At 33.1% G+C, this 21,283-nt stretch carries 22 protein-coding genes and 1 tRNA gene; 3 read left to right on the top strand and 20 right to left on the bottom strand.

Annotation, left to right across the window (positions count from 1 at the left end; translation table 11 throughout):
• Nucleotides 1–189: 189 nt before the first annotated feature.
• Together ABW636_RS04500 and galE are read left to right on the top strand one after the other, a co-directional pair.
• A complete protein-coding gene (locus ABW636_RS04500; RefSeq protein WP_367588753.1) occupies nucleotides 190–645 on the top strand; it encodes an XrtF-associated fRMsr-like GAF protein in 456 nt (151 codons plus the stop codon).
• A gap of 42 nt (nucleotides 646–687) precedes the next feature.
• Nucleotides 688–1,704 carry a UDP-glucose 4-epimerase GalE gene (gene galE, locus ABW636_RS04495; protein WP_367588752.1) on the top strand — a complete coding sequence of 339 codons (1,017 nt, stop codon included), beginning with the start codon at nucleotides 688–690 and terminating at the stop codon, nucleotides 1,702–1,704.
• A gap of 93 nt (nucleotides 1,705–1,797) precedes the next feature.
• Here galE and ABW636_RS04490 read toward each other — a convergent pair whose 3' ends face one another.
• From ABW636_RS04490 to ABW636_RS04455, 8 genes are all read right to left on the bottom strand, one after another.
• Nucleotides 1,798–3,918 carry a peptidylprolyl isomerase gene (locus ABW636_RS04490; RefSeq protein WP_367588751.1) on the bottom strand — a complete coding sequence of 707 codons (2,121 nt, stop codon included), beginning with the start codon at nucleotides 3,916–3,918 and terminating at the stop codon, nucleotides 1,798–1,800.
• 172 nt (nucleotides 3,919–4,090) lie between these two features.
• Entirely contained in the window at nucleotides 4,091–4,792 is a 702-nt protein-coding gene (locus tag ABW636_RS04485) for a lysoplasmalogenase (RefSeq protein WP_367588750.1), read from the bottom strand.
• 17 nt (nucleotides 4,793–4,809) lie between these two features.
• Nucleotides 4,810–6,099: a hemolysin family protein gene (locus ABW636_RS04480; protein WP_367588749.1), complete on the bottom strand. Its 1,290-nt coding sequence runs from the start codon at nucleotides 6,097–6,099 to the stop codon at nucleotides 4,810–4,812.
• Nucleotides 6,100–6,102: 3 nt separating this feature from the next.
• Complete coding sequence (locus ABW636_RS04475; protein ID WP_367588748.1) at nucleotides 6,103–6,297, bottom strand: hypothetical protein; 195 nt, start codon at nucleotides 6,295–6,297, stop codon at nucleotides 6,103–6,105.
• Nucleotides 6,298–6,306: 9 nt separating this feature from the next.
• Nucleotides 6,307–6,864 (bottom strand): LPS export ABC transporter periplasmic protein LptC, encoded by a 558-nt coding sequence (gene lptC, locus ABW636_RS04470; protein WP_367588747.1) that lies wholly within the window; start codon nucleotides 6,862–6,864, stop codon nucleotides 6,307–6,309.
• Nucleotides 6,864–8,234 carry a tetratricopeptide repeat protein gene (locus ABW636_RS04465; protein ID WP_367588746.1) on the bottom strand — a complete coding sequence of 457 codons (1,371 nt, stop codon included), beginning with the start codon at nucleotides 8,232–8,234 and terminating at the stop codon, nucleotides 6,864–6,866. Before ABW636_RS04465 ends, lptC begins: the two co-directional genes overlap by 1 nt.
• A 24-nt stretch (nucleotides 8,235–8,258) precedes the next feature.
• On the bottom strand, nucleotides 8,259–9,506 hold the full coding sequence (gene bamG / locus ABW636_RS04460; RefSeq protein ID WP_367588745.1) for a BamG family beta-barrel-assembly machinery protein: 1,248 nt from the start codon (nucleotides 9,504–9,506) through the stop codon (nucleotides 8,259–8,261).
• Nucleotides 9,503–10,234 carry a type III pantothenate kinase gene (locus ABW636_RS04455; protein ID WP_367588744.1) on the bottom strand — a complete coding sequence of 244 codons (732 nt, stop codon included), beginning with the start codon at nucleotides 10,232–10,234 and terminating at the stop codon, nucleotides 9,503–9,505. The genes bamG and ABW636_RS04455 overlap by 4 nt, the downstream gene beginning before the upstream one ends.
• Before the next feature lie 98 nt (nucleotides 10,235–10,332).
• On the opposite strand from ABW636_RS04455, the gene ABW636_RS04450 reads away from it, so the two are divergent.
• Nucleotides 10,333–10,405 (top strand) — tRNA-Phe (locus ABW636_RS04450).
• A gap of 349 nt (nucleotides 10,406–10,754) precedes the next feature.
• Here ABW636_RS04450 and ABW636_RS04445 read toward each other — a convergent pair.
• The 12 genes from ABW636_RS04445 to ABW636_RS04390 all read right to left on the bottom strand — a co-directional run bounded on the left by ABW636_RS04445 (nucleotide 10,755) and on the right by ABW636_RS04390 (nucleotide 20,412).
• Nucleotides 10,755–10,952 (bottom strand): hypothetical protein, encoded by a 198-nt coding sequence (locus tag ABW636_RS04445; RefSeq protein WP_367588743.1) that lies wholly within the window; start codon nucleotides 10,950–10,952, stop codon nucleotides 10,755–10,757.
• A 23-nt stretch (nucleotides 10,953–10,975) separates the two neighbouring features.
• Nucleotides 10,976–11,143, bottom strand: coding sequence for a hypothetical protein (locus ABW636_RS04440; RefSeq protein ID WP_367588742.1), 168 nt, complete (start codon nucleotides 11,141–11,143; stop codon nucleotides 10,976–10,978).
• Between the two features lie 213 nt (nucleotides 11,144–11,356).
• Nucleotides 11,357–11,974, bottom strand: coding sequence for a beta/gamma crystallin-related protein (locus ABW636_RS04435; RefSeq protein ID WP_367588741.1), 618 nt, complete (start codon nucleotides 11,972–11,974; stop codon nucleotides 11,357–11,359).
• An 86-nt stretch (nucleotides 11,975–12,060) separates the two neighbouring features.
• On the bottom strand, nucleotides 12,061–12,645 hold the full coding sequence (locus ABW636_RS04430) for a 2OG-Fe(II) oxygenase (RefSeq protein ID WP_367588740.1): 585 nt from the start codon (nucleotides 12,643–12,645) through the stop codon (nucleotides 12,061–12,063).
• 20 nt (nucleotides 12,646–12,665) lie between these two features.
• Complete coding sequence (locus ABW636_RS04425) at nucleotides 12,666–13,952, bottom strand: HlyD family secretion protein (RefSeq protein ID WP_367588739.1); 1,287 nt, start codon at nucleotides 13,950–13,952, stop codon at nucleotides 12,666–12,668.
• Between the two features lie 257 nt (nucleotides 13,953–14,209).
• A complete protein-coding gene (locus tag ABW636_RS04420) occupies nucleotides 14,210–14,467 on the bottom strand; it encodes a hypothetical protein (protein WP_367588738.1) in 258 nt (85 codons plus the stop codon).
• Nucleotides 14,468–14,628: 161 nt separating this feature from the next.
• Nucleotides 14,629–14,880, bottom strand: a complete 252-nt coding sequence (locus tag ABW636_RS04415) for a hypothetical protein (RefSeq protein ID WP_367588737.1) — start codon at nucleotides 14,878–14,880, stop codon at nucleotides 14,629–14,631.
• 265 nt (nucleotides 14,881–15,145) lie between these two features.
• A complete protein-coding gene (locus ABW636_RS04410) occupies nucleotides 15,146–15,367 on the bottom strand; it encodes a hypothetical protein (RefSeq protein ID WP_367588736.1) in 222 nt (73 codons plus the stop codon).
• An 86-nt stretch (nucleotides 15,368–15,453) separates the two neighbouring features.
• The gene (locus ABW636_RS04405) at nucleotides 15,454–17,643 is read right to left on the bottom strand and encodes a peptidase domain-containing ABC transporter (protein ID WP_367588735.1); all 2,190 of its coding nucleotides are present in this window, start codon (nucleotides 17,641–17,643) and stop codon (nucleotides 15,454–15,456) included.
• Between the two features lie 155 nt (nucleotides 17,644–17,798).
• Nucleotides 17,799–19,430, bottom strand: coding sequence for a vitamin K epoxide reductase family protein (locus tag ABW636_RS04400; protein WP_367588734.1), 1,632 nt, complete (start codon nucleotides 19,428–19,430; stop codon nucleotides 17,799–17,801).
• Nucleotides 19,431–19,760: 330 nt separating this feature from the next.
• The gene (locus ABW636_RS04395) at nucleotides 19,761–19,940 is read right to left on the bottom strand and encodes a hypothetical protein (protein WP_367588733.1); all 180 of its coding nucleotides are present in this window, start codon (nucleotides 19,938–19,940) and stop codon (nucleotides 19,761–19,763) included.
• A 328-nt stretch (nucleotides 19,941–20,268) separates the two neighbouring features.
• The gene (locus tag ABW636_RS04390) at nucleotides 20,269–20,412 is read right to left on the bottom strand and encodes a class I lanthipeptide (protein ID WP_367588732.1); all 144 of its coding nucleotides are present in this window, start codon (nucleotides 20,410–20,412) and stop codon (nucleotides 20,269–20,271) included.
• Nucleotides 20,413–21,283: the final 871 nt, after the last annotated feature.

Here is a 21,283-nt window from a genome sequence, read left to right as displayed (position 1 = left end):
AACTCACAATAAAACTATCCATCTTCATTTTTAACGAAACAATAAGCTCCTCTTTTCTATAAGTTTTTATATTTTAAATATTTTTGTGAGCACTATGTATCGCTTATTGTATTTTGATTCTAAAAACGACTAAAATATAAATTCTCGATTATATATAAAATATTAATACGCTCTCTAAAAACAAAATTCATGTCATTTGAAGATTTAAAACCAAAAGTAACTCTCATTCTTACCGATAAAAACGATAGCATAACAGATCGAATGCAAAAGGTATGTCAATTACTAAAGGACTCAATCGATTATTATGATTGGGTTGGTTTTTATTTTAGGAATGGGGATAAAGAAGAATTGGTCCTAAGAACCTATGTTGGTAAAAAAACTGATCACACTGTTATACCATTTGGAAAAGGCATCTGTGGTCAAGTAGCTGTTTCTAATAAAAACTTTGTGGTTCCTGATGTACAAGCACAAGACAATTATATAGCGTGCAGTCTTACTGTTAAATCTGAAATTGTAATCCCTTTATTTAAAAACGGAGAAAACATTGGTCAAATCGACATTGATTCTGAAACACCAGACCCATTTACAGAACAAGATGAACGATTTCTAGAATTTGTAAATCAAGAAGTTGCTAAAATACTATAATTATTGCAACTTCGTCTGCGCAAAAACTAAACAATTTACTATATGAAAATCTTAGTTACTGGGGGCTTGGGATTTATAGGCTCTCACACAGTCGTAGAGCTTCAAAACACAGGATTTGATGTTGTTATCATAGATAACTGCTCAAACTCATCTCCCGATGTTATTAAAGGCATTGTTGCTATTACTGGTAAACAACCTCTTTTTGAACAATTTGATCTAAGAGAAAAGAATAAAGTTCAGGATTTTTTTGAACGTCATTCTGATATCGAAGGTATTATTCATTTTGCCGCTTCTAAAGCGGTAGGTGAGAGTGTAGAAAACCCATTACTTTATTACGAAAACAATATTTCTACACTTATTTACCTACTTCAGCAATTATCAAAAAAACAGGCTGCTAATTTTATTTTTAGCTCTTCATGCACCGTATATGGCCAAGCAGATGAACTACCTATAACAGAAGATGCCCCGGTAAAAGTAGCCGAATCTCCTTACGGAAACACAAAACAAATAGGAGAAGAGATCATCAAGGATACCTGTAGAGTTACTAAAAACCTAAAAGCTATTGCTCTACGCTATTTTAATCCTATTGGCGCTCATCCTTCTGCAGAAATTGGAGAACTACCCATTGGTGTTCCTCAAAACCTAGTACCTTTTATTACTCAAACAGCCATTGGGTTGAGAAATCAATTATCTGTTTTTGGAGATGATTATCCAACCACCGATGGCACCTGTATAAGAGATTACATTCATGTTGTAGATCTTGCCAAAGCTCATGTGGTTGCTTTACAACGATTGTTGAACAACAACTCATCTTCTAATTACGAAGTTTTTAATGTAGGCACAGGCACAGGAAGCTCAGTTCTTGAAGTTATACAATCATTTGAGAAAGTATCTGAACAAAAATTAAATTATAAAATAGTAGATAGAAGAGACGGGGATATTACAGCGGCATATGCCGATACTTCAAAAGCAAATAATGAATTAGGGTGGAATGCAAAAAGTAGCTTAGACGACGCCCTAAGTTCTGCCTGGAAGTGGGAGAAAAAAGTTAGAGCATAAAAGCACTGCTTAAAACAACATCAAAGTTAATAATCATAAAAAAACCTGAAGAAACAATCTTCAGGTTTTTTTATTCTATTTTAAGTTTTACTACTAGTAGAACTTAGCTCTTTTATCTTCTATCTCTGCAGCTTCTTTAAGCGCTTCAAATACTTTTGAATCTACAGCTCCTATTTGTGTCTTAGACGTTTGAGCAACATAACTCATATATGTATCCAATCCATTTGCTGGAGTATTTTTTGTAACCTCGATTACATACACTCCATTATTTCCTATAATAGGGTTAGATACTTTTCCTGCTTCAAGAGCAAAAGCCGTTCCTACTACTGCTGGTTCTGTTCCTGCACCACTTATGGTAGGAGTCTTCATATTTAGGGCAGAAGCAACTTTTACTGTTTGCCCCTGACCTTGAGCAATTGCATCTAATGTACTTCCTGATATCTTTGCGATTAATTGAGCTGCTTTTTTCTCATTTATCAAAATAGGTTTTACCGATGCACTTGCTTCTTCAACACTCATAGCTCCTTCAGCTGCTTTTGCAGTTAGTTGCACTACTGCATATCCATCTGGCACATCAAAACGTTTGATATCTCCTACTTTAGACTCTTCATTAAAAGCCCATTGCACGATAGCTCTCTTAGACCCTAATCCTGGGATGTTCTCATCTAATTCTTTTATTTTATTTACAGGCTTTGCTGTTAAATTCTTTTCTTTAGAAGCTGCTTCAAAATCTTTGTCTTTAGCTGCCATCTGAAACTTAGTCGTTTCTGTAAAAATAGCGTTGATTGTTTTTTCACTTGGCTCTATTTTACGAGCTACCGTAGCTACTTTAACAACTTTTTGCTCATTCTTTTGTTCTACTATATTAATAACATGGTATCCAAATTGCGTTTCTACAATTCCTTGATCTCCCGCTTTATTTTCGAAGCAGTAATCATTAAATGCAGGCACCATTCTACCCGTTGTAAAATATCCTAAATCTCCGCCTTTATCTTTGTTAGAATTATCTGAAGAGAACTTGGCTGCCAATTCAGAAAATTTAGACTTATCTGCTTTTGTTACGTTATTAATGCTATCTGCAAGTGCTTTTGCTTCTTCTTTTGTTCTTTTTGTATCTCCAGCAGTACTAAGGCCTTCCCACGACACCAAAATATGATTTGCTTTTACAGAGTCTGGCATGCTTTTATGAGCTACTATTTTTGAAACTTTAATAAAATCGCCATCTTTATATGGTCCAAATACCCCTCCAACCTCAAGGTTGTATAACGTATCAGAAACAACCGTAGGTAAATCTTTTTTATATTTGAAACTATCATCATACTTGATAGCAGAGTTTTGATTTACATATTCTTCTATATTCTCTGCATTAACAAACCCTTTGATAGAATCATTAGCTTTTGTAATTGCATTAAACTCTACTCTATCTGCCAGTAAACTTTCAACTTCCTTTTTTAACTCGTTCTCATCTTCTTCGCTTGCTTCTTCTTTAAACAACACATAGTTAATATTTCTTGAAGCATCACTTTTATACTGATCAGCATGTTCTTTTATATAAGCTTTTACATCTGCATCACTTATAGTAATCTCTGCATCTTGTATACTGGTGAATGGTAACTGAACATATTTGATATCTACTTTATCATTTTCCATTCTGTATACCAATTCTCCTTCTTTTAATGTAGAACCAACACCTGCTTTAATCATAGTAAGGTATGTTTTCTCTTTTGCTCCCTTACTTACAGAAGTTTCAAAATCTAACCATTGTTGATAAGCTTGCGGCGAAGTAGCTTTTACGTTTGCCACATATTCTTGCATTTTAACCTTATCAAAAGATCCTGCTTCGTTTTGAAAAGTAGGGTTATTTGCCAAAGACTCTTCTAGTAATTGATTTACTTGATCTTCTCCTACCATTATTCCCAAAGCTTCGAATTGCTCTTCAAAAACAGTCTCTCTTAATTGCTGGTTCCAAACATAATTAACCGCCTGAAGACTCGATGAACCACCACCAAAACTTCTGGAAGCTAGTTCCACTTTTTTCGCAAAATCGGTTCTGTCTATATCTTTCCCGTTTATAGTTGCTATAATGTTTTCTGCTTTTTGTGATATTGCTCCTCCATTACGGATTAAATCTGCTAGCACAAAAGAGAAAAGTGCTAGTGCGATAATTACGATTAGAAAAACCGAACGCTGTCTGATTTTATTTAAAACTGCCATGGTATTGTATAATTTATTCAAATATAGTGGGCGAAAATACCATTTTATTGTAATAATACCAATTAAAAAATCTGAAAGTCTTGTGAAGCACTAATTTAATGAGGGTTATTTCCCCAGCACCTGCTTGGTAAAGACAAAAAGGTTGTTAAAAATTTAAGAAATGGTTAACTGTTTATCCAATGATTCTTGTCTGGTTTTCTTGTTTCAAAATCCCTAAAACAATCAACAATTGCGCAAACGCATAGGTACTCATTATCCATACATTTTCTAGAAATAAAGTGCTATAAAACAACGAATAAGCCAACAAACTATCAGAAATCATGAAAAGTAAGGCGCCTATAAAAACTAACTTAAAACTGATTTTGGGCACACAACCATCTCTGAGATATGCTGTATTAGCCATTATCAAAATCACAATCATATAGATGATAACAGGAATCATCATATCTCCTAATCCTAAATATAAAACACCAAACAAAATACCCCCATATAATGAAGAAAGCAAAAAGAAAAGCACTCCTTTCTTCTGTTTATTTTGCTTTTTCAAAAAAACTAAAATATACATTAGATGCGCCAATAAGAACATAACTAATCCTCTTATAAAAAACACCTGAGATTTTTCTACAAATAGTAGCAGAATATCACCAAATAAAGAAAATAATAATGCTAATGTGGTTATCCAGAATACAGAAGACCTCACTTTGTTTTTGCGTACTAGAAAAAAGATAATCAAGGCACTAAGTATAGCAGGTTTTGTAAAATACCTGTATTCTATAAGTCGAGGGTTGCTACCAATTATTAAGTCACATATGACCAAAGCAGCATATATCAGAATAAATGGCACAAACGAATGATACTTTTCATTATTACTCATATACACCTCTGGTTAAACTAATCTCCTTTAATAACGTGTAATTCTACAATTTCAATTTTGGTATTCGAGGTTTCCAGAATTTTGATTTTAAAATCATCTATTTTCACCTCTTCTCCTTCTTCAGGAATTTCTTCGGTATGATTTACAATCATCCCTCCTAATGTCTCATAATTCTCATCTTCTGGCAAGTCCAGTTTATAAGATTCATTAATATGATCTACTTCTAGTCGTGCAGAGAATCTATACCGGTTTTCTGCCAACTGCTCTTCTATAAGCTCTATAGAATCGTGTTCATCTTCTATTTCTCCAAAAAGTTCTTCTACAATATCTTCTACTGTAATGATTCCGCTTGTCCCTCCGTATTCATCTATTACAACAGCAATGCTTTTATGCTTTTTGGTCAACAGATTAAGTACATCTTTAACAAACATTGTTTCTGGCACAAATACAACCGGAAGCAGTATTGCTCTTAACGATTTTGGCTTTTTAAACAATTCAAAAGAATGCACATACCCTATAATATCATCTACCGTATTATCATACACGATAATTTTTGACAATCCTGTATTTATAAAAAGTGCACTTACCTCTTCTATCGATTGTGATTTTTCGACTCCAACGATTTCGGTTCTTGGGATCATGACTTCTCGCGATTTAACATCAGAAAAATCCAAAGCATTCTGAAAAATCTGAATCTCACTATCTACCTCATCATCTTCTTCTATTGTTCCCATTTGCTCTGTTATGTAATCACCTAATTCTGTTTTACTAAAAGCAAGTTGCACCTCATCACCATCTGTTTTTAAAAATTTTTTTAAAACAAAATCCGAAATCCAGATAACGAATGAAGAAATAGGTGAAAAAATCACATAAAATATATATGCTGGAAAAGAAAACGCTTTCAATAAACTATTTGAATAGATCTGGAAAAAGACTTTTGGTAAAAACTCTGCCGTAATCAAGATAACCATTGTAGAAACTATGGTTTGAGCCAAAAGTTTGAGATCTGTAAATAAATAATCCAACATCCAAAAACCTGTAGGGATTGATGCCTGAAATACTTTCATTAATAGCTCTCCCATATAAAACCCATACACAACTAATGCAATATTATTACCTACCAGCATGGTAGCAATAAACTTTGAAGGTTTTCTGGTAAGTCGTGCAAGTATTTTAGGAATAAAACCACCTTGCTTTTTTTCTATTTCAATATGTATTTTGTTGGATGAAACATAGGCAATTTCCATCCCAGAAAAGAATGCCGAAAGCAAGAGAGAAAATAGAATAACAACGATATGCAATTCCATGGATTAGTCTTTGTTATTAGCCTCAAATCGTTTTCTAAAGTTTCTTTTAAAGAAAAACATAAAGACCGCTACAGCAGCAAAAAAAAGATACAATATACTTCTTCCTCCTTCTTGCCCCCATTCTACATATGCCTGATATACAAAAAAACACATTATTGCTAAATAAGCATATTCAAAAAATCTAAATACTTTCATCATAGTACTGGATTACTCCTCTATAAACATTACACCATCATTAATTCGTGAATTCAAGATAGTAAAATCCTGATTAGCATCAAAGCCATCTGCTTCATTAACGGTTCCGTCTGGCAAATAACTTTTATACTGTTGGTCTGTAAATACCCAATTAATATTTTGGTCCCAATATAATTGCTTTGCTTTTAAATGGGTACTATCTGCCGTTTTAATATCTACATTACCTCTCATATCGATAATCCCGGTTTGTTTATACGAAATTGCATAATCAGAAGTAACTACGCTAACTTTTCCTTCTTCATCAATAATATCTAACACAATACCTTTTGGAAACTCGAAGTATGCAAAAGATTTATTAGAAAAATCCAACACTTTTGGTGTTTTAAGAATAGCCTTCAACTTACCAGAATCTGTGTATTTTAAATTCACCTCATATGCTTCAGCAATAGGCACTTCTTCAAAATCTATATAAGCTGTATCTTCTTTTTGAGTAGATTGACATGAAAAAAGCATTGTTACAGCGCATACTGCAACAATGCTTTTTATGATATAATATTTTTTATGTTGCATTACAATTTTGGCACTCTAACTGTTTCACCAATCCAACATCCAATACTAACAGATTTTACACCAGGGTTATTAAAAATATCTGTTTTAGATGGTGCTTTTGCTTTATAATTTGCTGCATACTTATCTCCTGTAGATTTTAAGCTAGGATCAACTTTTCCTGCTCTTCTAGCATAATTTTCTGCCAACCAATATACCGCTCTTTTACTAAAAACATCTGTTCCGCAGCTATTGGCACTACTTGCCACCATATTAGCAATTCTTATGTAACAAACTCCCATAGAAGGCTTTTGTTTAAGTGCCTTTCTGTAATAAGACCTTGCTTTACCTTTACTACCCTGCTTTTTCATCACTTCACCTATCTTGAAATAAACTTTTGCTTTATCACTTGCTTTAGTTTCAAGTTCTGCAGATTGGTTAAAATATTTTAATCCTGTTGTAGTTTTCTTATCTTTTAATGCTAATAGACCAAGGTAGTATGCAGATTTAGCCGATGGCTCTGCCTTATGTAAAGACTCTACCAATTTAAAGAATAACGGATCATCTGTACAATCTTTTGCAGAAATTCTACTCGCTGCACTTTTCAACCAATTAACATCAGACTTCTTTGATTCGAATTGTCCATTATACAATGGGATAAGGTTTTTACAATCTGCTAACTCTCCTAACTTTTGGTTTACACCAGCTTTTACTTTACTGTAGTTCGATAAAATTATTCCAGATCTTTTAAGCTTTTTTTTCTCCTTACTACTTAGTGCTGTACCTGATTCTTCTTTTTCTGTAAAAGTAGCAATCGTTTTTGCTTTTGCACTTTCTTCATCCTCTATTTTCTCGATTACTTCATCGTATAGATCAAAAACTTCCTGAAGTTCTTTTTTCTTTGCTCCATGAAGATCAACTAGCAAAGAAAAATATGTATACACATTTTTAGGGTTCTTAAAATTGGCCTTGTCTTCTGTCCAAGCTTTATGAAACTCTGCAAATTGATTTTCTTTTGTTCCTATTTTGTTATCATACATTAACTGTCCGATATCAGAGTGCATTGCCCCTAACTTTGTTTTTGCAGGAAAGTACTGTTTTCTTTCCTTCCAAAGCGCAATTCTTTCTTTAGCCAAAGCCAATTTCTCTCCTGCAGCAGCTTTCTTATATTTTGCCGCTAATAGCTTTTGACCGAATTGATAGGTTGCTACACTATAAGTAGGACATTCTTTTCTTACTTTCCAAAGCGGTGCCTCTGCCGATTCATAATTCTTCACCTTGGCATGCTCATAAGCAATTGAAGCTGTCGTTGCACAGTCTGAAGCCTGAGCACTTACTTTTGCAGTGCTTAAAACTAGTCCTGTTGCTATCGTAAGTAAAACTTTAGTATTCATAGCTGTAGTAATTATTTGTATTGTTTAATTAAATTTTATTTTTCTAAACCACTTATCATTAAATGAAAAGCCTATAGAAAAGTTAAAGAACTCTTCTTTAATAAGCCCAAAATCTGTGGTTCCTCGCTGACCGTATTCAAAGTTTATGTTTGCATTAGAGAATAACCTACCAACTGGTAATCCTACTCCAAAAGATATGCCAAACTCATCTATTGACTGATTACTAAGGTTTAACCCTGTTTCTTCATAACGAAATCCTGCGCGATACACCATTCTGCTAAAATAACTCGTTAAAGAATTATATTTAGGAATATAATAACCTCCTAATTTATATTTTGATCCACTTTCATAAGTAGCATTGCTTTGGCCAGATTCAAACCCCTGAAAATCCTTCGAATCAACATATACATATTCTGCCCCTGCAAACCATTTTCTAGGCTGTCCAATACCTGCACCAAATTTAAACTCTGCAGGAATATCTATTTCTTTATCTTCAATATTTATTTGTTGCGCCTCTACAATACCTTCTTGTCCTGCATTATTAATTATTACTGAAGCAAGTTCTCTCGATCTTTCTGATGCCAATTCAAACGATGGAGTGGATACAGCACTTGCAAATATCTCTAATTTTTCTTTAATCACCCTAGTATAAGTGACTCCAAATGAAGCACTAAAGGATGAAATATCCGTACTTGTTAGTTCTCGCGTGCTATATTGAACGCCTGGAACACTTACCACCGTTTTGTTTTCTATGTTACCAAAATTATAATTTACATCCAGACCGATACTCAGGTTCTCATTAATTTTGACTCCTGCTGCCAAAAAAACCTTGTTCACTCCTCCATTACCGGTAAATTGATTCTCTGCTCCATCCTCATCAATACTTCTAATTTCATAACCTACAGCAGTAAGTGGGACAACTCCAAAACCAAAACCAAATTTTCCTGCAGGAACTCCAATTGCTAAATAATCCAGAGATGCACTATCTCCAGAAGAAGTTTCATTATTAGCATTACTAATTTCATAATTACTAAAAGTGCCTCCTACTGTATAAGCTGTAAGACCTAATTTACTGTAAGAAGCTGGGTTTTGAAGATTTAGATGAATACTATCTGCAAACACACTCAATCCTCCCATCGACCTGTTTTCTATTGTTCCTTTAAACTTCGCAACTCCTATTCCATAAAAAGAATAAGGCGACGATGTCCCTTCCTGAGCGTAAGATATTACGGCAACATGTGCCAATATTATTACTAAAATCTTCTTTATCATTTACTATTATTAAAAGCTAAAATGTAGTTTAATCCCTCCAACAAAAAATTGGAAGTGGCAAATATGCTATTTTTTAATCTTTTAGACAAAAAATGTGAGTCTCCACCGGTTAAAATAACTGTTAAATCACTATAAATGTTGCAATATTCTTCAATTACTCCATTAATTTCGTGAACCACGCCCATAACTACACCCGCATGTATCGCCGCTTCGGTACTATCTCCCAGACTACTCTCTGGCTCTTTAAACTCTAATAAAGGTAGCTTCGAGGTATAAGCATTTAAGCTAGTATATCTAAGTCGTATCCCAGGAGAAATAGCTCCTCCCAGGTATTCTTGTTTACTATTTTTAAAATCATAAGTAATACATGTTCCTGCATCGATGATCAGAACATTTTTATTGGGGAATTGATCTACCGCAGCTGCCACTAATACCAATCGATCTATCCCCAGTGTTTTGGGGGTGGTATACAAATTTTTAAAAGGCATTTTTGTACTATGATCTAAAACCAATGTCTTAAAAAGATGAGTAACCAAAGTCAAATCATCTTTTGCGATGTTGGCTACCGAAGATACTATTGCCGATGTAATAGATGGAAACTCTTTTTTGATGTTTTTAATCACCGTTTTAAAGTCATTTTGTTGGATTGTACTTTTACGTACTATTTTCGATTCAGAAAAAACTCCAATTTTCGTAAACGTATTACCCACGTCTATAGTCAGTTCCATATTTTAAATTATAATTTGCAAAAATACATAACAAATTTTTTAAATTTTTATTTTGAGTATTAAAAAAAGCGTTCTATATTTGCATCCGCTTACAACAAGGTGCCTTAGCTCAGTTGGTAGAGCAAAGGACTGAAAATCCTTGTGTCCCTGGTTCGATTCCTGGAGGCACCACATCTTGAAAGTGAAAACCCGAACAAATTGTTCGGGTTTTTTGTTTTGTACTATTTTGTCTAAAATCAGGTTAGAATTTATAAAGACGGATCATGATCATAGGTCAAGACCAAAAGTTGTGTTTATGTAAATATTCTGGATCAAGACTATGATAGTGCGGATTTGCAATAGGCATAACTACTAAATCTATCATAACGGTAACCTTATTAAACTAAAGCTATCTAAAAAACAAAAAAAACGCTATATAATTAAATATAGCGTTGTTTAAAATTTATATTGCCTAAGCATAGACTGTACAAGTGAGACACTCGCACTAACCATTACTTATTTTTGCTTGTGCCAACTGGGATTAGTACCGAGTATCACCGGTATCATCATCTCTTAAATCATAGTATATTCCATTCCTATATAATTGTCTAAACCCCGCCTTTATTCCAATAGGATTTGACAGTTTGGTAACGGTTAATTTATCTAATTCGAATTTTCTTAAGTTTACTTTTTTTTCATAATTATTGGGTTTGATTTTTTGTTTGAATAAAACACTCAAATGATTAAAATATATTTAAAAACCTATGAACCTCCAGATGAATATACTGGCCTTGTCGCACCTTCTGTTGCTTTTGAATCTGACCTACGGTAATTACCATGCTGATCGCAACCAGGACATCCACCTCCCTTTATTTTTTTCTGTTCTACTTTTTGTAAAACTTTTCCAAAATTTAAAATTGATTTTTTCATTCTATTCTATTTAAGTATTTAATTTAGTTTCTTAGTTTGTACAGCAAGAAGTTTCAGACATTCGCACGCCATACTTTCTATTTTATTTGTTCATTCGTCGAAGAGTAAGAAATGCTAGAGTATTATATATAATAACACTGCTACCATTTATCGCTCAGATTGCAAATCTGAGCTATCGGACATTTGCACAACCTTTCTTAACTTATCAATAATTTAGTTTCTAAAAATTCTTACCGATGACATTGCATCATTCCAATCATTACAAAAAATAAAGCACTCAAAATTAATCTCTCTAAGCCTGGGCACTTCGATATCGCCATTAGTAGCGGTATTGTATATACTTAGAAACTGAGGATTTGATCCAACATCATATGTTGGGCCAACAATAGTTTCAAGAGTTATGCCTGTATGATTTCTTCCTACATAAAAATGAGCATCTGCTACATTAAAAAATTCTTTTTTTATTTTTATTGAACTTACTTTATCATTGAATTTTACTGAGTTAAAGTCATGTAAATGATTACTATGTGTAATAAATAGTCGTTTCCCTTTGAAGTTGTCGTGTTCATACAATTCTATATAACTATTAAATAGGTTTACAATAAAAGGATCATTCTTAGAATTATCAGAACTTCCTCCAGAATTTCCAGAACCTCCTCCACCATAACCATGTTCATATTCACTATCAGGATCACTACGATAGTTTTTTGCTTGTACTTCTATAGTAGTTTCATCTTCAGTTAAAATTTCGTCATTTTTTTCACAACTGCTAACCACAGTTAAGATGCTTAATAATAAAAATGCATTAAGTTTTAAAACTGATTTTTTCATTTGTTAATGATTTAAAACATTTGATTAGATCCTTGAACATTTAAAGACACTCAAGGTTTGTGTCTGAGAGAGAACTTTATTACTATTTATTTTAAAGCTGGTCCGGATACCCAAAGTACTATAGATCTTCGTTCTCCTTTGGTAACTGGCGTTACTCTATGCATACAATAGGAAGGAAACAAAATTACCGCACCTTTCTTTTTGGGTATTTTCTGGACATCTTTACTCACAAACATTTCTAACTCTCCTCCTTCATAATCTTTGGGATCAGAAAGTTGTAGTACAATGCTGATTTTCCTTTTTTGAGTGGTGCCTCCTCCTACATCCATGTGCCAGTCATAATGTCCTCCATCACTACGGTAAACACCATATTGTATATTTTCCAACAGACCTGTTAAATCAAATTGCCAAAGTTGATCATTTGCATTCATAGAAAGTTCTGCGAATTTTTGGTATAACCAATAAGCACCTTCCATTTGTGACGTTAACCATTTTACTTCACTTTTTCGATACCCGTCATTGTTTTGTCCAGAAGCCAAAACTGCCTTTTGAAAATCTAACGTATTAGCCAATTGGTGTATTTTTTCAATTTCTTCTTCAGAAAACGCTTCGGGTTCAAAATGCCAACTTCCTATGGCTTTGTTTGTTCTTTCTTGTATTAAAAAACTCATCGAATTTAGTTTTGAATTAATTAGTTAAGTATATTTTTTAGTTGATAGAAAAAACGTTCTATCAAGCGTAAATCTTCGGTAATAATGTTAGCAGTTCCTTTCATTTCTTGTTTAAAATTGATTTTCTTATCATACGTTGTTTTTAAATCTCGCGGTAACTTAACATCGATTATATAGTTCTCTTGTTCATCAGGTATCACAGAGATGGATGCTACCGTTCCGTTAATTTCTCCAAATTCATCGGCAGGATAATTAAGGAGCTGAATTTGTACTTCTTGTCCTTTTTTGATTTTTCCTGAGTTCGTTGCCGGGGCTTTTATTTTTCCGATAAAGGCATCACTGTCCTTAGGAATCACTGTAAAAATTAAGTTGCCTGTTTTTACAGATTGGTTTTTGTTCCAATAGGATAAAAAAGATACTTTACCATCTATAGCGCTTATCAGTGCATATTGTTTTTCCCAATCTTTGATAGACTTCTTTAGGTATAAAAACGATTGAATTGCTTTTGTTTTTAAGCGACTATCACTTTGTGTTTTTTTGAAGGAAGTGTTTGCTATATTCTTAGTAGCATTAGCGATCAATTCTTTTATTTGTGATACCGATGAAACCAAGTTTTGATATGCTCGTTTCGCCTGTAAATATTCTAGTTCTTTTTGTTCTTTTTCTTTAGCTGCAATTACCCCTTGTGCAAATAACTTCTGTGTTCGTTCCAGATCTTTTTTCTTCAAGGATACTTCTTCTTGATTTAATTTTTTTTGCCCTAATAGTATATCCAAACGCCTTTTGGCTTCTATTAGTGACATTTCATTGACCAATACTTCAGATTTAAAAGGCTGTAACTCCTGATTTAAGATATATTCTGAGTAATCATTTTCGAATTGAGAAAAGCTATTGGTAATATCACCTAATGCCATAGGAAGCATTTTATGTATAGGGAAACTGAAATTTTCCTGGTAAATATTGATGGTATCCACACTTTTTTTTAACGATAAAACATCTTTGTATGAGGCACTATTTTCTATGACGGCCAATACGTCTCCTTTTTTTACAGCACCTCCATCTATTACAAGAAAAGCATCAAAATTACCGTTGGTATTTGTATATATTTTTTGTGGAGGAATGGTAGTCGTTATCATCACCTCTGCAGTAATAATATCAGGGTATCTGACAAACCAGGAAATAAACAATAGCATTATAATTAATACAAGAAACAAGGTATTTCCCCAACGAATCATCCAATTAGGGACATGACTTAGTATTTCTTGTACTTCTTCGCTACGTATGGTGATATCTTGATCTTGCGGCATTGTATTTTATAGTTTTATTGTATTAGCACAGGAGCTTAAAAACGTGAGTTTGACATAACTTAGAACCTAACCCCAAATTAAATAGCTAATAATACTTCTTTTGAGTTTCCCTCTGGGGATTAAGGTGAGGGGTAACAGTTATTAAAAACCTTCGTCCTAACCTTCTCCCAGAGGGAAAAGGAACTAGTTAAGTTTTAAATTAACTCAGGTTAAAAATTCCTGTGCTTTTTAATATTTTGGTTATACAGGACTTCCTACTAACCTGGCATTGGCGAATTTCCAGGTACACCTACACTACCCTCTTCTTTTGTAACGCCACAAGCGTCTTCAATAGATGTTCCACCAGGAGCTCCTGTAAGATCAAGACTCATCCATCTATAACCTACTCCTGGACAACAAAAAGTATTTGAGCGAAATTCGCTATAGTCACACCATGTGTTAGACGATCCCCCGTTAATTGACTTTTGAGAAGCCTTGTTTAATTCTTTTCCTAATTTTAAAATTGATTTTTTCATTTTTTAATGATTTATAATTTTGATTAAACCCTCGAACATGTAAAGACACTCAAGATTTTTTGTCTCTTTTTCGAGAAAAAATATTTTTTGCTTTATAAAGCTTATAAAGAGAGCGTATATGAACGCTCTCCTATTTTAACATTTCTTCTTCTTAATATGATTTATCTAGGTCCCCAATAATACCCAGAACCATGACCATCACTTGAGCAAGGGTCCGATCCACCTGGTTGACCACTACTACCAGGATTAAACCCATCGTTACTACATTGCCCATTGCAGCAGACAGAATTTTGTCCATATGCTATTTGGCATTGTCCAGTAGTATAACATTCGCGTCCAGAATCTCCTCCATTAATACTTTTTTGCGCTTGTTTTTCTAAAACCTTTCCTAATCTTAAAATTTGTTTTTTCATTTTTTAATGATTTATAATTTTAATTAAATTCCTTGAACATTTAAAGACACTCAAGGTTTGTGTCTATTCTTTGCGAGAGAATGTTATAGCTTGATTATATTTTTGAGCTAACGTTATAACCTGAACTCGATTAATCTGAAATGCTATTCTCGATACAATTTTTCTCCATTTTACTACGAAAAATCACTCGAATCGACGCTTTTTACAGAATACTTGATATTAATCGAGTTTGGGTTTATACTATCTTTAAAAACTTTTACTCGTTTTAGTAGCAAACTTCTTCAGGAAATCCATAAACTACTGCACAACGACATTGACCTGGATGTTGTCCAGCATGTCCAGGTGCATTAGGTGCGCCTTGATATGAACCTCGATTTAGATACCGAGTATATCTCTCTAAACACCATTGATACGAATCTCCCCCATTCACATTTCTTTGCTCTACTTTATTTAAAGTCTTTCCTAATTTTAAAATTGATTTTTTCATTTTTTAATGATTTAAAATATTTGATCTAATCCTTGATCCTTTATAGACACTCAAGGGTTGTGTCTATTCCTTGCAAGAGAATATTGTTATTGACCTAGATTTAATTGATTTTTAACTAGGTGATAATAGTTTCCTTTTAGCTTTATGAGTTCCTCATGATTTCCTGTTTCTACAATTTGTCCTTTATCGACTACTACAATTTGATGTGCATTTTTTACGGTACTTAATCGGTGGGCAATAACTACTGCAGTTTTATTGGTAAAAAAAGTATTGAGTTTCTGCATAATCACTTTTTCATTATTGGTATCTAATGCGCTGGTTGCTTCGTCAAAAAACAAATACTTAGGGTTTTTATATACGGATCTGGCAATGAGTAGTCGCTGTTTTTGCCCCGTACTAAGTCCACTTCCTTCGCTACCTATTTTAGTGTTATATCCTAAGGGGAGCCCATCTATGTAATCTGAGATATTGGCTACATCGATTGCATGAGCTAGTTTTTCTTTATCTACATACTCTTCTCCTACGGCAATGTTTTTGGCAATGGTATCATTAAAAATATAGCCCTCCTGCATAACCACTCCACAGTTGTTTCGCCAGGCTTTAGTAGAAATGGAATCTAGCGTAAATTTGCCAATAGTAATATCGCCTTTATCAACTTTATAAAAGCCTATTAATAGTTTCATAAGGGTGGTTTTTCCGCTTCCGCTCACCCCAACTATAGCTGTAGTTTTATTAGCGGGGATTTCTAAGGATAAGTCTTTTAGTACCGGTTCTAATCCACCTGTATAGCGAAAAGAAATATTGTTTAGTTTGATGTTAGCGTTTTCAGGAATCTGAATTACTTTTTCTTCCTGTGGATTTTCCTCTTCTTCCATGCTATGAATTTCTCCTAATCGATCTAAGGAAATTTGCGCATCTTGTATATCTCGCATAAAATTAATCAACTGGGCTACGGGGCCGTTTAGCTGCCCTACGATATAGCTTATCGCCATCATCATCCCTAAGGTGATATCTCCATCAATAACCAACTTGGCAGAAAGTATGGTAATCAGCATATTCTTAAGTTCATTAATAAAGTTGGATCCCACACTTTGGGTCTGTTCTAAAGCCAAACTTTTGGTAGCCACTTTAAACAAACGGGCTTGCACAAATTCCCAGTTCCAACGCATACGTCTTTCGGCATTATGCAACTTGATTTCCTGCATTCCGTTTATCAATTCTATGACTTTACTTTGTTCCTGACTTACTTGAGAGAAGCGTTTATAATCTAGTTCCTTTCGTTTTTTAAAGAAGAACAATACCCAAGCAAAATAAAGTACACTCCCAACCACAAATACACTGAATATTTGCAGACTGTAATACATTAATACAATGCTGAAAATAATAAGATTAAAAAAAGAGAATAGTATGGTTAATGAGGATGTGGTTACTATTTTTTCGATACGTTTATGATCGTTAATACGCTGTAATAAATCACCCGTCATTCTTACATCAAAATACGAAATAGGTAGTTTCATAAGTTTGATAAAGAAATCAGAAATTAATGAGATATTAATTCGTGTACTAAGGTGTAATAAAATCCAACTGCGAATAATTTCTAAAGAAGCTTTGCCTATAAAAAGTAATAGTTGCGCACATAAAATCAGATATACAAAGTTTAAATCCTGATTTTTTATTCCTACATCTACTATACTTTGTGTAAGAAAAGGGAGTAGCAATTGCAATAAACTTCCCGCTAGAAGTCCTATGGCTAATTGTATAATAAATTTTTTGTATTTAAAAAGATATTTGAATACAAATCCGAAACCAAATTTTTCATCCTCTTCAAACTCTTCTTGATAGAATTTTGGAGTAGGTCCTATCAATAAAACAATGCCCTCCTGGGTGTTTTCATTGGCGTTATTGCCTATCCAATGCTGAATAAATTCTTTTTGGGTAAAGGTTAATAACCCGTGTGCGGGATCGGATATATATAAGGTTTCATTTTTTATTTTATATAAGACTACATAGTGATTTTTATTCCAATGTATGATACAGGGTAAGGGAACCTCATTCAACTTTTCAAAAGAAAGTTGCATCCCTAAGGATTTGAACCCTATAGACTCTACTGCTTCACTTAACCCCAGTAAGCTACTACCTTCGCGTGTGGTTTCACTAAGATTGCGTAATTGTTGTGTATTAATAGTTCTGCCATAATACTTGGCAATAATTTTAATACAGGTAGGTCCGCAATCTTTCCCCTCGGTTTGCGTGTAATGTGGAAACTTTTTTTTCAAGCTATCTCCGTTTTTATATCTTTTATGAGATTAATTTTTACAGTTATCTTTGTAAAGAATGGTTTATAGATATTGTATCTATTCTTTGCGAGAGAATACTGTTCGAATACCAAGCCCTTTTTGGGCTTGGTTGTTTTTATTGAAATTTGTGCTATTTAGTTAAATAGGATAGTATCGTTGTAATACTTTATACTGGTATTCGGTTGTTTTTGCTGTATGTTTTCTTCTAGTTCTTCTATAAAAAATTCTAGTTCTTGTCTTTGATATTCCTTAGGAAATGCTTTGCCATTGATCAAAATTTGAGGTGTAAAATTGATTAAATTATTTATACACCATAGTTGTTGCTTTTTCAATTCATCAATGTAAACTTCTTTGTCAATCGAAATTTCCCATCTTTCCAACCATTCTTCTACAGCCATGCCTTCATAGATTTCATCCATAGCCGCTAGGCATACTTTTTCTCCTTCAGTTCTATATAGCTGTAGCAAGCTTGTTGTAATTTTGACAATAGGATTCTCGTCATCTTCTGTGGCAACATTAAAACGTACCTTTATTTTAATTTGATCGCCATATCGATTTAACAAATCATGCATTTGTTGATGTACGGGTTTACAATGTCCACAAAAAGGATTGGTAACTAGGACTATTTCTATTAGCGCTTCTGGGTTACCGAATAGTATCCCCTGATCCTCTACTATATAAGTGCCTAATTGGGGTGATTTTTGTAACAAACTATCAAAAACATCAAAATTTCTTTTAAATCGGTTACTCTCTATCTTGTCCTTTTTTAATTTCTTGTTTTCTGTTACCATGGGTTTAGCATAGTACCAAACCAACCATACAGATATTATTATTATAGTAGTAGGAATCAAATCACTGATTGCAAAATTGTAGAAAACAGTATTGGCTAGCAGTACTACCACCGCTTGTAACCAAAGTACACTTACAATACTTAGACAGAGTATACACCATTTTTTGACTACCTTGTATTGATAGTAAATAGAATACATTGTTATGGGTAAAGCAAGTATGCTAATAGCATAGGGTAATCTGGGATCTGTTATAAATGCTAGAGTAAGTAATAGTGTGATTGAGAAATATAACATACTAAGGTCACTTAATTTATAACCTTTTATGATCTCGGCCCCTTTAGAACTTAGTACCGAATCACAATCTGTTTTTTCATTAGTGTTAGCACAAAAGGCATTTCCAATGGTGGTTTGTATCCCTAATTCTTGTCGAATGATAGCAAGGCTAACAATACCACCGATCACAGAGAGAGCAAAATGTAATACCGCAAACATTGAGGGTTCACTTTTATATATAATATATCCTATAAGTACTATCAAGATCCCAATGACCGAGTGTTTTATAATATCTGCATTTTTAGGATTTGTAATGGTGTTGTCATCTTCTGGAGCTTCTGCTGCAATTAGGATACCTGTAAACTGGTCGAGGAATTTACTTTCTGTATATTTTGTTTCTTGATTATTACCGTTAGAAATAAGATACTCTTGTCGTTTTCGTTCTACGTGTACCAGTTCTTCTCCTTGATCTGAATTGATTTGTGCAATAAAACAATCCGGGAGCTGTACCAATGTTTCTTGATCTGCAGGCACTTCTGCAGCTACATTTTCTATCGTAAAATGATCTAGAACACCCGTTATTGCATGTATACTAGGATAGGACGGGTGACTTTGTATCTGAAAACTGAGTTCTTCTTTATCAAAAGAAACCCCATTTTTCTTCAGTAATTTTTGTACTATGTTAGCTAATGTATTCTTCATTATTATCCTTTAAAAGATTTACACTTTTTTGAAATTATAAAAAGGGGATACTAGTCTGTTTCTCTAAAAAAATACTCCCAATTAATAAGACCACTTTTTGATCCTAATATCGAACTCATTCCAAATTATTTTTTTAAAAATTTTACTCTATCAGTTATCACTTGTGTTCTTAATTCTAGATCAACAAACCAAGAACCTATATTCAATAATTATATCCTATCATCTATCTGTCCTATAATAATGAAGCATATTAATCGTAATAGACATCTAAACATCCTTCTGGACAGGTAGTTTCCCCAATGCCTAACCAGAAGGGTTTTGCATCAGATTTTACCTGGTTCCATATCTACTAATCAATCTACGTACTGCTCCATCAGCTAGTACACTTTCACAATATTCTGCGTCTTCTGGTTCATGACGTTCATAAATTGAAAAGGAACACCCCCCGGTAATTTGTTTAAGTTGTGATGGATTTAGAGTTTTTCCAAAATTTAAAATTGATTTTTTCATAATTCCTAATTATATAGTTATACATTGATCTGATCATTTATAGACACTCAGAGTTTATGTCTGTATGAATATTGTCTTCTGAAATACATCAGTTTGAATGTATTTTTTGTTCTAAATTTGGACAATCATATTCCTGGCCAGGGTAAAATTACCTTAGCTATATGTTTTGTCAATTTGTATAATGAAATCGTGGTGCTCACCAAATACAAGGCTAGATATTATTGGTAAAGTGTAATCTAAAAGAATATCAAATTTACTTCAAGAACTTTAAAGCTTCATTTATTTAGATTAAGGCCTTGTATCATTTACCCACCTATATGATCATAATTTAATTGTTTCTTGTAGGGCCTTGATTAAAAGTTTGTCGAGTGCCAATTTGAGAATTCCCTCCTTTTATTTCTAATGGGTTTGATAGTTTGGTAACTGTTAATTTATCTAATGTTAATTTCCTTGAGTTTACTTTTTTTTTCATAGTTATTTCGTTTGACTTTTTTATTTAAGGTTCTACTTCAATATCGTTATTTTATATTACGAAGTAAAAAACGCTTACCTTATATTTCTATATAAAAGAACGTTCCTTGTATCATAAATTCTATTACAAAATAAAGACTCTAAAAGCTAAATGCAGTACCAATGCTTCTATTGGTACATGATTTAACAAAAAAAATGTTTGCTATGTAAGGAGAAGCTCCTATCATTATTTTTAAATTTGATAAAGAGCACCCTGACCAGGATAAAATTACCTTAACTAAAGAAATCCTATTCTTTTTAAGAAGCTTTTGCACTATAATGACTAATGAATCTTTCATTGTAAAATAACTGTTTTATCTCGACGCAAGAAATAGGGACTTCAATTAATTTACAAGTTTGTGCAGTCTAGATTCATGAATTTAGACTGCGTAAAACATTGATTTTAATGCTTATTTTAAAGATGTATAGCTTTAATAATTTTATACATAAAAACTAAAACGCTATCATATTTTTATCCTTTCAAATTGATTGAAAATCATTGTATAACAAAACTTTAATTCGTAAAAACTCTATAAAAGTTTCACAAAAATGGTAGAAGAAGAACTATGTTTTCTTCTACCTTTAAAGATATTTTAACATTTAAATATCAGATAACAAATGGAGGTGTTAGAAAAAGAAGTGTAAAACAGTTTTATCCCTAAAAAAAACGACAACTCAATTGCTTATAACTTTCTTAATTTCAAAATTATTTTCTTCATAATTATTAACTTTTCTAACTTTCTGAGAGTACTAAAAAAAATCAGTAGTCCCTCTTCATCTTTCTTTTCTTTATTAAAAAATACATTCCATATTATAAAATTCTTAATAAGTTA

This window comes from Aquimarina discodermiae, from assembly GCF_040786235.1.
Lineage (GTDB): Bacteria > Bacteroidota > Bacteroidia > Flavobacteriales > Flavobacteriaceae > Aquimarina.
The sequence above is the reverse complement of the archived record's forward strand: the minus strand, read 5'-3'. Positions and strand labels throughout refer to the sequence as shown.

Coding starts and splice junctions, on each gene's coding strand:
- ABW636_RS04500 (WP_367588753.1), top strand. CDS start 190: ATGTCATTTGAAGATTTAAAACCAAAAGTAACTCTCATTCTTACCGAT.
- ABW636_RS04465 (WP_367588746.1), bottom strand. CDS start 8,234: ATGAATACTAAAGTTTTACTTACGATAGCAACAGGACTAGTTTTAAGC.
- ABW636_RS04455 (WP_367588744.1), bottom strand. CDS start 10,234: ATGGAACTGACTATAGACGTGGGTAATACGTTTACGAAAATTGGAGTT.
- ABW636_RS04475 (WP_367588748.1), bottom strand. CDS start 6,297: ATGATGAAAGTATTTAGATTTTTTGAATATGCTTATTTAGCAATAATG.
- ABW636_RS04480 (WP_367588749.1), bottom strand. CDS start 6,099: ATGGAATTGCATATCGTTGTTATTCTATTTTCTCTCTTGCTTTCGGCA.
- bamG (WP_367588745.1), bottom strand. CDS start 9,506: ATGATAAAGAAGATTTTAGTAATAATATTGGCACATGTTGCCGTAATA.
- ABW636_RS04415 (WP_367588737.1), bottom strand. CDS start 14,880: ATGAAAAAACAAATTTTAAGATTAGGAAAGGTTTTAGAAAAACAAGCG.
- ABW636_RS04390 (WP_367588732.1), bottom strand. CDS start 20,412: ATGAAAAAAAAAGTAAACTCAAGGAAATTAACATTAGATAAATTAACA.
- ABW636_RS04420 (WP_367588738.1), bottom strand. CDS start 14,467: ATGAAAAAATCAATTTTAAAATTAGGAAAAGAATTAAACAAGGCTTCT.
- ABW636_RS04435 (WP_367588741.1), bottom strand. CDS start 11,974: ATGAAAAAATCAGTTTTAAAACTTAATGCATTTTTATTATTAAGCATC.
- lptC (WP_367588747.1), bottom strand. CDS start 6,864: ATGCAACATAAAAAATATTATATCATAAAAAGCATTGTTGCAGTATGC.
- ABW636_RS04430 (WP_367588740.1), bottom strand. CDS start 12,645: ATGAGTTTTTTAATACAAGAAAGAACAAACAAAGCCATAGGAAGTTGG.
- ABW636_RS04440 (WP_367588742.1), bottom strand. CDS start 11,143: ATGAAAAAATCAATTTTAAATTTTGGAAAAGTTTTACAAAAAGTAGAA.
- galE (WP_367588752.1), top strand. CDS start 688: ATGAAAATCTTAGTTACTGGGGGCTTGGGATTTATAGGCTCTCACACA.
- ABW636_RS04400 (WP_367588734.1), bottom strand. CDS start 19,430: ATGAAGAATACATTAGCTAACATAGTACAAAAATTACTGAAGAAAAAT.
- ABW636_RS04425 (WP_367588739.1), bottom strand. CDS start 13,952: ATGCCGCAAGATCAAGATATCACCATACGTAGCGAAGAAGTACAAGAA.
- ABW636_RS04485 (WP_367588750.1), bottom strand. CDS start 4,792: ATGAGTAATAATGAAAAGTATCATTCGTTTGTGCCATTTATTCTGATA.
- ABW636_RS04395 (WP_367588733.1), bottom strand. CDS start 19,940: ATGAAAAAATCAATTTTAAATTTTGGAAAAACTCTAAATCCATCACAA.
- ABW636_RS04410 (WP_367588736.1), bottom strand. CDS start 15,367: ATGAAAAAATCAATTTTAAAATTAGGAAAGACTTTAAATAAAGTAGAG.
- ABW636_RS04490 (WP_367588751.1), bottom strand. CDS start 3,918: ATGGCAGTTTTAAATAAAATCAGACAGCGTTCGGTTTTTCTAATCGTA.